The following is a 12,157-nucleotide window of genomic DNA, read 5'->3' on the forward strand; positions in this document are numbered from 1 at the left end:
TCGGCCGACACGACCGTCTCCGTACGCCGCCGCAGGTCACCGGCCCGGCGGGCGACCGGACGGGGGCGGGTCCGTGCTGAAAGTTTCACCGGCGCCGGACGCCCCTGTCATCGCGGTGAACGACTGGACGAACGAGGTGAGCAACCGGGCGAACGCGACCCGGTCCTCGTCCGGCCAGTCGGCCATCGCCCGCGCGAACGTCTCCTGCCGGAACCGGTGGATGAGGGCGAGCTGCTCGCGGGCGGCATCGGTGAGCGCGACGGGCGTGCGGCGCCCGTCCCGCTGGTCGGCGAGGCGGACGAGCAGGCCGGCGTCGACCGCGCGGGCCACCAGCCGGCTCGCCCTCGGCTGGTCGACGTCGAGCGCCGCCGCCACCTCGGTGATCGTGCAGGGCCGTCCCATTCCCTCGATCGCGTCCAGCACGCCGAAGACGGTCGGATCGAAGGTGACGCCGTCGAGGTCCCGACCCACCCTGCTCAGCGCGCGGCGCGTCTGGCTCCGGCGGATGGCGACCATGGCGCGCTCCACCGCGATCAGTGCTTCTCGTTGCCGTTCCGCGTTCATGGATGTTAGTTTACAAATACTTGTACTTTTACATGAAAGTGAGACTGTGATGCAGCAGCGTCCCGGCGTCCGGCAGCACCGCCCGTTCGGCTACTGGGTGAAGGAGATCGATCGCCGCATCGAGGAGATGGGCCGCCGGGTCCTCGCCGAGCAGGGGCTCGACCGGCGGCTCTGGCAGGTGCTCAACACGATCGCGAGGGGTCCGGTCGGCCCGGACGACCTGGACCGAGAGCTCGCGCCGTTCCTCTCGGCGGACGAGCCCACCCTCCGGCCGTACGTCGATGACCTGGCCCGGCGCGGATGGGTGTCCCGGAGCGGCGAGGGCGACCTCACGCTCACCGACGCCGGCCGGGACGCGTACGCCCGCGCGCGCGAACGGATGTACGCCGCGCGCGCCCGCGTCGTCGAGGGCCTGTCGTCGGAGGACTACGACACCCTCATGGACCTCCTGGAGAGGATCGCCGGCAACCTCGGCGCCGAGGTCGCCGCCTGACCACCCGCGCGGGCGGTGATTCTTACGGAATGCGGACGGCTCGCCGCCGTCCCCGATCGGGCCGCCCGGCCGCGGTTAGCGTGCGGACATGCGCGTACTCGTGACCGGCTCCGCCGGGTTCATCGGATCCCACGTCATCGAGGAGTTCCGGGCGCACGGCCACGAGGTGCGCCTGCTCGACCTGCGGTCGGGCGAGGACGTCCGCGACGCCGTCACCGTCGCGCGGTGTCTCCTCGGCGTCGACGCGGTCTGCCACCAGGCCGCCAAGGTCGGGCTGGGCGTCGACGTCTCCGACCTGCCCGCGTACGCCTCGGCGAACGTCCTCGGCACGGCCGTTCTGCTCGCCGGGATGGCCGGGGCGGGCGTCCGGCGGCTCGTCCTCGCCTCGTCGATGGTCGTGTACGGCGAGGGCGCCTACGACTGCGCGGCGCACGGCCGGGTACGGCCCGGACCGCGCGCCGAGGAGGACCTGGCGGCGGGGCGATTCGAGCCGCGCTGCCCGCTGTGCGGCGCGGTGCTGACGCCGGGCACCGTCGGCGAGGACTCGCCCGTCGACCCCCGGAACGCCTACGCCGATTCCAAGCTCGCCCAGGAGCACCTCGCGGCGTCGTGGGCCCGGACCACCGGCGGGACGGTGCTGGCACTGCGCTACCACAACGTGTACGGCCCTCGAATGCCGCGCGACACCCCGTACGCCGGGGTCGCCGCGATCTTCCGCTCGGCCCTCGAGCGCGGCGCGGCGCCGCGCGTCTTCGAGGACGGCGGGCAGCGCCGCGACTTCGTCCACGTCCGCGACGTCGCCCGCGCGAACCTCCTGGCGCTCGAGGCGGCCGGGCCGCGCCTCGGTGAACTGCGGGCGTACAACATCGCCAGTGGCGAGCCGCGTACGGTCGGGGAGATGGCGGTCGCGCTCGCCGAGGCGTACGGCGGGCCGGCCCCGACCGTCACCGGTGAGTACCGGCTGGGCGACGTTCGCCACATCGTCGCGGCGCCCGACCGGGCCCGCACGGAGCTCGGCTTCCGCTCCACGGTCTCCTTCGAGGACGGCATGGCCGAGTTCGCCACCCGCCCCTGAGCCCCGTTCCGAAGACTCGGTGAACTCCCGCCGCCGGAGGCGCTCTGCCCCGGTACGCCCCACCCGGGCGCGGCGGTTCGCCGAGTCTTTCGCCCAGCGGGTGATCAGGAATCGAGGAACTCGATCGCGGCTGTCTCGTCGGCGCCCAGAAGGAAGTACCCGAGGAACGTCACGCCTTCGTCCTGGGCGTCGAACCGCGCGATACGGACGTCCTCGGGCTCGTAGAACACGTCTCCGGGGCCGAGTACGGAGGCCGCCTCGCCGTCGATCTGATAGACCGCCGAGCCTTTCTCGATGCTGCCGAACACCGGGCCGTTGTGCACATGCAGCCCGGCCGCGTGGCCGGGTGCGATCGTGATGCGCCGGACCTCGACCCGGTGTGTGCTCCGCGGTGCCGGCAGGAGCTGGTCGAGCAGCACCGAGCGGGTGATCGGCGGGATGTCCTCGGCGTCGGCGAGGTGACCGTCGCGGTACTCGCCGTCGGTGACCGGGGCGCCGGTCTCGGGAGCCGCGCCGTCGTCCGGGATCGGCTCGATGGCCAGGTGGGTCATGGGAACGGTGGGGGCGGCGCCGTGCCAGTGCCACTCGCCGGGTGCGATGTGCACGGTGTCGCCGGCGTGGATCGTCTCGACGGGCCCGCCGCGGCGCTGCACCCGCCCGGTGCCCTCGGTGACGACGAGCACCTGCCCGAGCGGGTGACGGTGCCACACGGTGCGGCCGCCGGGGGCGAAGCGGACGCTGTCGATCTGAGTCCGCGCCCCTCCCTCGGGCTCGGCGACCGGCTCGATCCAGGCGTCGCCGGTGAACCACTGGGCCGGAGCGGCGGCGCCCGTGGCGGAGCTGCGGGTTATGCGCATGATGTCGTGACCTTCCTTCGGCCGTCGGTAGTAGACGGCGCGTGATCGCTAAACGCGTGTACATACTAGTAGGTACAGAGGGCTTCGGCGCTCAGGCCCGTCGACGCTACTCGGGACGGAGCCTCCTGATCAGGCGCCGAGCGGGAGCCGGACGACGAAGCGGCAGCCGGCGCCCGCGTTCGAGACGCCGATCTCGCCGGCATGCGCCTCGACGATGCCACGGGCGATGGCCAGGCCGAGACCGGCCCCGCCGCCGGGCGTGCGCGCGGCCTCCCCGCGGAACGCCACGTCGAACAGGCGTGGCAGGTCCTCGTCCGGGATCCCGCCGCAGGCGTCGGACACCGTGACGTACGCCATCCCCTCCTCGGCGCCCGCCACGATCTCCACGCCCCCGTCCTCCGGCGTGTGCCGGATCGCGTTGACGACGAGGTTGCGCAGGGCACGGCCGAGTTCGGCGGCGTCCACCTCCACGGGCAGGACGCCTTCGGCCTGCCCGCGCAGCCGTACGCCCTTCGCCCGAGCCAGCGGCTCGGTCCCGGCGACCGTCTCCGACACCAGGTCGCCGAGGCCGACCCGCTGCCGGGACAGCCGCAGCGCGCCGGCGTGGATCCGGGACAGCTCGAACAGATCGTCCACCATCGCGGTCAGGCGGTCGGTCTCCGCCCGCATCTGCGCGTGGTACCGGCGGACGGTGACCTCGTCGGCCACGACCTCGTCCTCCAGAGCCTCCGCCATGGCCCGCAGCCCGGCCAAGGGGGTGCGCAGGTCGTGACTCACCCAGGCGACGAGTTCACGACGGCTGCTCTCCAGGGCGCGTTCGCGGGCGCGGGCCGCGTCGAGGCGCTCGTACGCGGCGGACAGCTCCGCGCCGAGCTCGGCGAGTTCGGCGGGCAGCCGGCGCTCCGGCGGGCCGAACCGGCCGCCCTCCCCCGCCGCCCGTACGGACACCAGGAGCGACCGGGTGCCCCCGATGAGCCGGCGACCGAGCAGCAGCGACACCCCGAGCCCGACGAGCCCGCCGATCACGGTGACGGTGAGCGCGACGGACCGGTCGTGGTCGCTGATCAGCATCTTCAGGGTGATCGCCACGATGCCGGCCACCGTGGCCAGGACGGTCGCGGCCGACACCACGGCGAGCAGGGCGGTGATGGACCGCCCGCGCAGCGCGTACAGCGCCGAGACTCCGACCGCGCCGACGAGCAGCGCGGCACCGGCGGCGTACGCCACCACCTCGACGAACGCGTTGAAAGGGATCATGTGAGCGGCTCGAATCGGTAGCCGACGCCCCAGACGGTGAGGATCCGGCGGGGCGCGGTGGGGTCTTGTTCGATCTTCTCTCGCAGCCGGCGGACGTGGACGGTGACCGTCGACGAGTCGCCGAACTCCCAGCCCCAGACCTTCTGGAGCAGGTCCGTGCGGGTGAACGCCTGCCGGGGATGGCGCATCAGGAACGCCAGCAGGTCGAACTCCCGTGCCGTCAGCGAGACCTCCTCGCCACCGAGCCGTACCTCGTGCGCGGCCGCGTCCACCGTCAGGTCGCCGTCGGTGATCGTCTCGCCGGTCGGCGCGAGCGCGCCGCGCGCCCGGCGCAGGACCGACTTCACGCGCAGGGCCAGCTCACGCGGGCTGAACGGCTTCGTGACGTAGTCGTCGGCGCCCGTCTCCAGGCCGATGAGCCGGTCGGTCTCCTCGCCCAGCGCGGTCAGCATGACGATCGGCACCGGCCAGCGTTCGCGGAGCCGCCGGCACACCTCCAGACCGTCGATGCCGGGCAGCATGAGGTCGAGGACGACCAGGTCCGGGGGCCGTTCCTCGGCGGCGCGCAGCGCCGCGTGCCCGTCGGCGACGCAGACGACCTCGTGCCCGTCGCGGAGAAGATAGCGGGACACGACGTCGGCGACGGTCGGATCGTCGTCCACCACGAGCACGCGCCCGGTCTCGGATCTCACCACGGCGACCTCACGAGTGCCTGGATCAACAGCGCGGTGACGGCCTGTGCGAGAAGCAGCGTACGGGCCGGCGGGCGGTGAACGGCGCACGCGACCGTCGTCCAGGCCGCGTACGGGATCCAGATCCGTTCGACCTCGCCGCGCGTCACGCCGGACAGGTCGAGGGCGACCATCCCGATCAGCGCGGCGGCGACCGGCCAGCCGAGTCGCCCGTCATCGACCGGGCCCGTGCGGCGGACCATCGAACGGGCGAGCGCGACCGCGCGCCCGAGCACCGCCGGAAGGGCCGCCGCGGTCGCGGGGCCGACCAGCAGCGCGAGCACGGACAGGTCCCCGAGCAGGAAGTAGGCGTACGGCCGCGCGCGAGCTCCCCCGCCCACCGCCCAGGCGGCATGGGTCCCCGCGACCCCTGCGAACCAGGAGAATCCCGCGACCGTGCAGGTGGCCGGAACGACCACGCAACCGACGGCCAGAGCGGCGAGGACCGGGCGCGGCGGTCGCGTCAGCACCAGGACGGCCAGTGGCAGCGCGAACAGCGGCAGCAGCCCGTAGCTCAGGTACGGCAGCGAGCCGAGCAGCACCCCGCCCGCGAACGCGACGGCGAGCCCTCTTCCATCCTGTCCGGCGGCACGCCCCGCAGCGGACTGCACGACGGACCGTACGACGGGCGACCCAGGGGGGCGCGTGGCGAGCGGCCGAGCGGCTCCTGTGATGGGCGCCCCGGCAGCCCTTGCGGCAGGCGGCGCGGCGGACCATGCGGCGGGCGGTACGGCGGGGCGCGTGGCGGCCACGGTGACGAAGGCGACGGCCCAGGCCGCGACGCCGAGGAACAGGGCGTCCACACTGGTGGCGACCCACAGGGCCGTCGGCGCGAGGACGAGGAACGGGACCGCGCGGCGAGCCGTCTCGGCACCGGCCAGCCTTCTAACGGTGACCGCGATGGCGGCGGAGGCCGAGCCGCCCACCACGATCACGAGGGCCGCCGCCCAGCCCGCGTCGCGCAGGCCCGCGTGCCGGAGCCCCCAGAGGATGAGGGTGGGCAGGGGCGGGTGGCCCTTGACGTGCGTGGGGTACGCCTGCATGTCCCGTGTGAAGCCGCGAAGCCAGCGCAGGGGGTCATCACCGACGGCGGGCAGGCCGGCCAGGTACTCGGTCGGCGCGGTGAGGGGCCTGGCCAGGCCGTCCGGCAGTTGCAGCACCGCCGCCCACAGCGCCGACCCGAGCCACGCGACGACGAGCACCGCGCCCCAGGGCAGGCGCCGCGCCGCGACCGGCAGGACCGCGACCGCGACCAGCGCCACGACCGCCGCGGGCAGCAACGGGCCGAGCAGCAGCCGCGGCGCCGCGTGCAGCGGAGGGAGCCGGTCCACCGGCAGGTGCCCGGCGGCCCGCAGAACGGCCCCCACCGCGAACCCGACCAGGATGATCCCGGCCCAGACCACGAGCGCCGTCCGGGCATGCCGCCCCGGCCCCTCGTCGAACCGCCCGGGAGCCCGGTCCCCCTCCGCAGCGGACCCGCCAGGAGCCTGGTCCAGTTCCACGGCGGACCCGCCGAGAGCCCCGCTCGGCCCCGCGACGGCCTCTCGAGGAGCCTGCTCCACGTCCGCGGATGGCCTGGCGGAACGCCCCTTCCGGCTCGGCGACCGCATCGGCGCGCTGAAGCTGATCACGTGTTCACACTAGAGCTGACCAGGGGGTACGCGCCGTACACGTCATCACTCCGTAAGGGTTGTCCGCGGGGGTCCCGGCGTAGCGTCATCGACATGATCGACGTCGTACTGCCCTGCCTCGACGAGGCCGCCGCCCTGCCGTGGGTGCTGACGCGGATGCCCGAGGGCCATCGCCCGATCGTGGTCGACAACGGCTCGACCGACGGCTCGGCGAAGGTCGCCGAAGCCCACGGCGCGCTGGTCGTCCACGAGCCGCGCCGCGGCTTCGGCGCCGCCTGCCATGCCGGGCTGCTGGCCGCGACCGCCGACATCGTCTGTTTCATGGACGCCGACGCCTCGCTCGACCCTGCCGACCTGCCCAAGGTCGTCGGACTGCTGACGGACGCCGCCCCGGACGCGCGGCGCTCGGACGCGTACCACCCGGACGCGGCCCGTGTCCGGGCGGACCGCACGGACGCGGACCGCGTGGACGTTGAGCGCGTGGACGTTGAGCGCGTGGGCGTTGAGCGCGTGGGCGTTGAGCGCGTGGGCGCGGAGTGGGTGGCCGAAGACCGCGTGGGCGAAGTCGGTGCGGATCTGGTGCTGGGCCGGCGGCGGCCGGTGTCGTTTCGCGCCTGGCCGCCGCACGCCCGGCTCGGCAACGCCATCGTCGCGCGCCGCGCCGGCCTGACCGACCTCGGCCCGATGCGGGCGGCCCGGCGGACCCGTCTCCTCGACCTCGACCTGACCGACCGGCGATCCGGATACCCGCTGGAGATGGTGCTGCGCGCCCGTGCCCGGGGCTGGCTGATCGCCGAGACGGACGTCGCCTACCACCCCCGTACCGGCCGGTCGAAGGTCACCGGAACGATCCGCGGCACGCTCCAGGCCGTCCGTGACATGCGGCGCGTACTGGAGGCCATATGACCGCGCCGGCCGGAGACGGCATCACCACATCGGTCGGAGATGGAGCCACCACTCCTGTCGGAGCCGGGATCACAACTCCCGCCGACGGTGGGGTGACCGCTCCCATCGACGGCGGCGGGACGGGCCGGGAGGCGGTATTCGGGGGCGCGACGACGCTGCTCGTGATCGCCAAGGAGCCGGTGCCCGGTCGGGTCAAGACCCGGCTGACACCGCCGTACACGCCCGTCCAGGCTGCGACGCTGGCGGAGGCGGCGCTGGCCGACACCCTCGCCGCCGTCGCCGCGACCCCGGCGGCGCGGCGGGTGCTGGTCCTCGCCGGTCGGCCGGGCCGGTGGCTGCCGGACGGGTTCGAGGTGATCCCGCAGCGCGGCGGCGGGCTGGACGAACGGCTCGCGAACGCCTTCGCCGAGACGGACGGGCCCGCGGTCCTGGTCGGTATGGACACGCCTCAGGTCACCCCGGCGGAGCTCGGCTGGGCCGCCCGGAGCCTGGACGACGGCGACGCGGTGTTCGGCCCCGCCGCCGACGGCGGATTCTGGCTCCTGGGCCTGCGGCGGCCCGATCCCCGCCTGCTCCTCGGCGTGCCGATGTCCCGTGCGGACACGGGGGCCCGTCAGCGCGCCCGGCTGCGCGGCCTGCGGGTCACGACCCTCGACACGCTGACCGACGTGGACACCGCGGCCGACGCCGTACGGGTGGCGGAGCAGGCGCCCGGCACCCGGTTCGCCGCCACGCTGGCGGCGATCGGCCAGGCGCGGCACCTGGCGGCCGCCCCCACCCGGGGAGCCACGCGATGATCGGCCGGGCCGGACGCCCGGCGGCCGCCCCCACCCAGGGAGCCACGCGATGATCGGCGGGCTGTACGAAGGATCGCTCGCGGGCCTCGGGTCGGTACAGCTCGAGCACGCCGACGGGCGGCGGGAGCGGCTGCCGGTGGACCAGTGGTGCGACGGGCGGCCCGGCGACGACGCCCTGCTGGACCGGTGCGCCGGGCCGACGCTCGACGTCGGGTCCGGGCCGGGTCGGCTCACGGTCGCGCTCGCCGAGCGCGGGCTGCCCGCGCTCGGCATCGACGTCACGCCGTACGCCGTCGAGATGACGCGCGCGGCGGGCGGGCTGGCCCTGCTCCGTGACGTGTTCGACCATGTCCCGGGCGCGGGGCGGTGGGAGACGGTGCTGCTCGCCGACGGCAACATCGGCATCGGCGGCGACCCGGCCGCGCTGCTGCGCCGCGTCGAGGCGCTCCTGCATCGGCGGGGTCGGGCGATCGCCGAGCTCGGCGCGGCGACGCGTACGGAGTGGGTACGGCTCCGCGACGCGCGACAGGTGAGCGACTGGTTCCGCTGGTCGCACGTCGCGCGCGACGCGATCGGCGCGTACGCGGCGGAGGCCGGCCTGCGGGTGGCCGAGGTGTGGACGGAGGCCGGGCGGTGCTTCGCCGACCTGACCCCGCTCGGCTGATCACTGCCATCGGGCGATCCGCCGCGCGCGAGCGCGACGAACGGGACGAGCGGACCGCCGCGTGGCTCGGCGTGTGGCTCGGCGTCAGTTTCACGGTCGCGTTCGTGACCGGGCTGATCAGCCATTTCATGCAGCATCCACCAGGATGGGCGGTCTGGCCGTCGCGGCCGGTCGGCCTGTACCGGCTCACCCAGGGCGCGCACGTGATCGGGGGTCTGGTCACGATCCCGCTGCTGCTCGCCAAGCTGTGGACCGTCTATCCGAAGCTGTGGCAGTGGCCGCCGGTGCGCTCGGCCGGGCACGCGCTCGAACGCGCGCTGGTGCTTCCGCTCGTCGGTGGAGCGTTGTTCCAGCTCGTCACCGGGCTGTTCAACATCGCGTACTTCTATCCGTTCCCGTTCTTCTTCACGGCGGCGCACTACTGGACGGCCTACATCGTCTTCGGCGCGCTGATCGTCCATGTCGCGAACGAATGGGCGAAGGTACGCGGCCTGCGCCCGGCCGCGTCACGGGGCGGTCCGGGGGCGCGTCCCGTGGGACCCTCGCGCCGAGGGTTCCTCGCCACCGTCGCGGGAGCGTGCGGGCTGGTCGGGCTGACGACCGTCGGGGAGACGTTCACCCCGCTCGGCGGGCTCGCGCTGCTGGCCCCGCGCCGTCCGGGTGTCGGGCCGCAGCGGCTGCCGGTGAACAAGACGGCGGCGGCCGCCGGCGTCACCCGGAACCAGGCCTGGCGGCTCGTCGTCACCGGCGACGTGGCCCGCGAGCTGTCCCTCTCCCTCACCGAGCTGCGGGCGATGCCACGGCACGCCGTACGACTGCCGATCACGTGCGTCGAGGGGTGGAGCGCGGAGGCGACCTGGGCCGGGGTACGGCTCCGCGACGTCCTCCACGCGGCGGGCGTCGACGCGGGCGCGCGGGTCCGGGTGGAGTCGCTGGAGGCGGGCGGACGGTACCGCGTCTCGGAGGTCGACCCACCGCACTGGCACGACGAACTCACGCTCCTCGCCCTGGAGCTGAACGGCGAGCCCTTGTCGCTCGACCATGGGTACCCCTGTCGGCTGATCGCCCCGGACCGCCCCGGTGTGCTGCAGACCAAGTGGATCGCCCGGCTGGTGGTGCACACGTCATGAGAGGACGCCTCATCGCCTACGGTGCCGGCGCGACGCTGATCGGCGTCGGCGGCGTCGGGCTGCTGCGCGACGCCGCCGACACTCATCCGGTGGGCTGGCTGGTCTGGTTCGCGGGCGCGGCGCTCGTTCACGACCTGCTGCTGGCTCCGCTCGTTCTCTGCGTGGTGCTGCTCACCGGGCGGCTGCCGGCGTCGTACCGCCGGCCGATCCGCGCGTCGCTGGTGCTCGCGGCGTCCGTCTCGGCCGTGGCGCTGCCGATGGTGCTGGGGCTCGGCCGCCGGGCCGGGGACCCGTCGCGGCTCCCCCAGGCGTACGGGGTCCACCTCGCGGTGATCCTCGGCTTGATCGGCCTGGGGGGCGCCGTGGCCGTGGCGCTCCACTCCGCACGGCTCAGGCGGGGACGGTCCCGCCGGTCACGGTGAGGGCGGTCCCGGACCGGGAAAGGGCGGCCTCCCGCCCCACCGGTTCCGGATCGAGGCGGCGGCGGCCGCTCGCCGTCCGGTCAGTGGAACTGCGGGACGACCAGGTAGATGCCGTAACAGACGATCAGCGCGCACGCCAGGAAGCACAGCCCGGCGGCGACGGCGCTGAGCGCGCCGTCCCGGCCCCGGCCGGTGCCCGCGGTCGGGCGCACCGACCAGGCGAGGACGCCGACCGCGAAGATCACGACGATCGACACCCCGACGGCGGAGGCGACGACGGCCACCTCCCCGAGGGCGCTCCACTTGATGTTCATCGCGCTGCCTCTCACACGGCGGAGGGTGACATGGCCGCCGTGGTCGGCTGGTCGTTGACGTTCGCGGCGTGCACCGGATTCCGCCGGGACACCACGTAGATCGCGGTGGCGACGGCGATCGCCGCGACCAGGACGACGACGATCCCCGCGGTGCCCTGCTGCGCCACCGCCGCGGCCAGCCCGCCGACCGTCGCGGCCGCGGGCAGGGTGAACACCCACGCGAGGACCATCCGGCCCGCGACGCTCCAGCGCACCTCCGCGAGCCGGCGGCCGACGCCCGCGCCGAGGATCGCGCCGGAGCAGACCTGCGTCGTCGACAGCGCGAACCCCAGGTGGGAGGAGGCCAGGATCACGGTGGTCGCGGAGGTCTCGGCCGCGAACCCCTGCGGAGACTGGATGTCGGCCAGCCCCCGGCCCATCGTGCGGATGATCCGCCAGCCGCCGACGTACGTGCCGAGCGCGATCGCCAGCCCGGCCATCGTGACCACCCACCAGGGCGGCCCGGAGCCGTGGGAGAGCACACCGGCGGAGATCAACGTGAGGGTGATGACGCCCATCGTCTTCTGGGCGTCGTTGGTGCCGTGCGCCAGCGACACCAGCGAGGCGGAGGCGATCTGCCCGGCCCGGAAGCCCCGCGTGACCTCCTCCTGCCGGCCACGCCGGGTGATCACGTACGCCAGGTAGGTCCCCGCCACCGCGACCACGCCCGCGATCAGCGGTGAGGCGAGGGCGGGAATGAGGATCTTCTCCGTGACCACGGAGAAGTGGACGCCCTTCACTCCGGCGCCCACCCAGACGGCCCCGATGAGTCCCCCGAACAGCGCGTGGGAGGAGCTCGACGGCAGGCCGAACACCCAGGTCACGAGGTTCCACACGATGGCGCCCACGAGGCCCGCGAAGATCATCGCCGGTGTGACGAGCGAGTCGTCCACGATGCCGCCGGAGATGGTCTTGGCCACCTCGGTCGACAGGAACGCGCCGACCAGGTTGAGCGCGCCGGAGATCGCCACCGCGATCCGAGGAGGCAGCGCACCGGTCGCGATGGAGGTCGCCATCGCGTTCGCGGTGTCGTGGAAGCCATTGGTGAAGTCGAAAGCCAAGGCCGTGAGCACCACGGCCACTACGAGGAACGACCAGTCGCCCATTCGATCCCGCCTTCTGTCCGGCGGCCCACGTACCCAGCGAAGCGTAGGTTCACCCGCTGAACACGCCGTGAACCGTTCGGAACGCCCGAGCCGGAAGACGACGACGATGACGCGAAGGCCGGTGCGGGAGGCGGGGCCCGCCGCCTCCCGCACGGCGGATCTCCGCCTTCC

General features: G+C 74.1%; 14 protein-coding genes. 7 read left to right on the top strand and 7 right to left on the bottom strand.

Annotated features, from left to right (window positions below):
* Positions 1 to 36: 36 nt before the first annotated feature.
* Positions 37 to 564 (bottom strand): MarR family winged helix-turn-helix transcriptional regulator, encoded by a 528-nt coding sequence (locus AB0L00_RS08670; RefSeq protein WP_364430300.1) that lies wholly within the window; start codon positions 562 to 564, stop codon positions 37 to 39.
* 49 nt (positions 565 to 613) lie between these two features.
* Between AB0L00_RS08670 and AB0L00_RS08675 the strand changes: the two genes are divergently transcribed.
* Both AB0L00_RS08675 and AB0L00_RS08680 read left to right on the top strand, forming a co-directional pair.
* Complete coding sequence (locus tag AB0L00_RS08675) at positions 614 to 1,057, top strand: MarR family transcriptional regulator (RefSeq protein ID WP_364430303.1); 444 nt, start codon at positions 614 to 616, stop codon at positions 1,055 to 1,057.
* Positions 1,058 to 1,145: 88 nt separating this feature from the next.
* Positions 1,146 to 2,132, top strand: a complete 987-nt coding sequence (locus AB0L00_RS08680; RefSeq protein WP_364430306.1) for an NAD-dependent epimerase/dehydratase family protein — start codon at positions 1,146 to 1,148, stop codon at positions 2,130 to 2,132.
* 104 nt (positions 2,133 to 2,236) lie between these two features.
* Here AB0L00_RS08680 and AB0L00_RS08685 read toward each other — a convergent pair whose 3' ends face one another.
* From AB0L00_RS08685 to AB0L00_RS08700, 4 genes are all read right to left on the bottom strand, one after another.
* Positions 2,237 to 2,989 (bottom strand): cupin domain-containing protein, encoded by a 753-nt coding sequence (locus tag AB0L00_RS08685; RefSeq protein WP_364430309.1) that lies wholly within the window; start codon positions 2,987 to 2,989, stop codon positions 2,237 to 2,239.
* Between the two features lie 129 nt (positions 2,990 to 3,118).
* Positions 3,119 to 4,246, bottom strand: a complete 1,128-nt coding sequence (locus tag AB0L00_RS08690) for a HAMP domain-containing sensor histidine kinase (protein ID WP_364430312.1) — start codon at positions 4,244 to 4,246, stop codon at positions 3,119 to 3,121.
* Positions 4,243 to 4,938, bottom strand: a complete 696-nt coding sequence (locus tag AB0L00_RS08695) for a response regulator transcription factor (protein WP_345354798.1) — start codon at positions 4,936 to 4,938, stop codon at positions 4,243 to 4,245. The genes AB0L00_RS08690 and AB0L00_RS08695 overlap by 4 nt, the downstream gene beginning before the upstream one ends.
* Positions 4,935 to 6,608 carry a hypothetical protein gene (locus tag AB0L00_RS08700; RefSeq protein WP_364430314.1) on the bottom strand — a complete coding sequence of 558 codons (1,674 nt, stop codon included), beginning with the start codon at positions 6,606 to 6,608 and terminating at the stop codon, positions 4,935 to 4,937. Before AB0L00_RS08700 ends, AB0L00_RS08695 begins: the two co-directional genes overlap by 4 nt.
* Before the next feature lie 93 nt (positions 6,609 to 6,701).
* Here AB0L00_RS08700 and AB0L00_RS08705 point away from each other — a divergent pair, with 93 nt between their 5' ends.
* From AB0L00_RS08705 to AB0L00_RS08725, 5 genes are all read left to right on the top strand, one after another.
* A complete protein-coding gene (locus AB0L00_RS08705) occupies positions 6,702 to 7,514 on the top strand; it encodes a glycosyltransferase family 2 protein (RefSeq protein ID WP_364430317.1) in 813 nt (270 codons plus the stop codon).
* A 92-nt stretch (positions 7,515 to 7,606) separates the two neighbouring features.
* Positions 7,607 to 8,311 (top strand): TIGR04282 family arsenosugar biosynthesis glycosyltransferase, encoded by a 705-nt coding sequence (locus tag AB0L00_RS08710; RefSeq protein WP_364430320.1) that lies wholly within the window; start codon positions 7,607 to 7,609, stop codon positions 8,309 to 8,311.
* Positions 8,312 to 8,360: 49 nt separating this feature from the next.
* Entirely contained in the window at positions 8,361 to 8,975 is a 615-nt protein-coding gene (locus AB0L00_RS08715) for an SAM-dependent methyltransferase (RefSeq protein WP_364430323.1), read from the top strand.
* On the top strand, positions 8,945 to 10,105 hold the full coding sequence (locus AB0L00_RS08720) for a molybdopterin-dependent oxidoreductase (protein ID WP_364430326.1): 1,161 nt from the start codon (positions 8,945 to 8,947) through the stop codon (positions 10,103 to 10,105). The genes AB0L00_RS08715 and AB0L00_RS08720 overlap by 31 nt, the downstream gene beginning before the upstream one ends.
* On the top strand, positions 10,102 to 10,527 hold the full coding sequence (locus AB0L00_RS08725; protein WP_364430329.1) for a hypothetical protein: 426 nt from the start codon (positions 10,102 to 10,104) through the stop codon (positions 10,525 to 10,527). Before AB0L00_RS08720 ends, AB0L00_RS08725 begins: the two co-directional genes overlap by 4 nt.
* An 80-nt stretch (positions 10,528 to 10,607) precedes the next feature.
* On the opposite strand, the gene AB0L00_RS08730 is transcribed toward AB0L00_RS08725, so the two are convergent.
* Positions 10,608 to 10,856: a hypothetical protein gene (locus AB0L00_RS08730; RefSeq protein ID WP_364430332.1), complete on the bottom strand. Its 249-nt coding sequence runs from the start codon at positions 10,854 to 10,856 to the stop codon at positions 10,608 to 10,610.
* Complete coding sequence (locus AB0L00_RS08735; RefSeq protein ID WP_364430334.1) at positions 10,853 to 11,986, bottom strand: inorganic phosphate transporter; 1,134 nt, start codon at positions 11,984 to 11,986, stop codon at positions 10,853 to 10,855. Before AB0L00_RS08735 ends, AB0L00_RS08730 begins: the two co-directional genes overlap by 4 nt.
* Between the last annotated feature and the right edge of the window lie 171 nt (positions 11,987 to 12,157).

It is taken from the genome of Actinoallomurus sp. NPDC052308, from assembly GCF_040679195.1.
In the GTDB taxonomy this organism is placed as follows: domain Bacteria; phylum Actinomycetota; class Actinomycetes; order Streptosporangiales; family Streptosporangiaceae; genus Actinoallomurus; species Actinoallomurus liliacearum.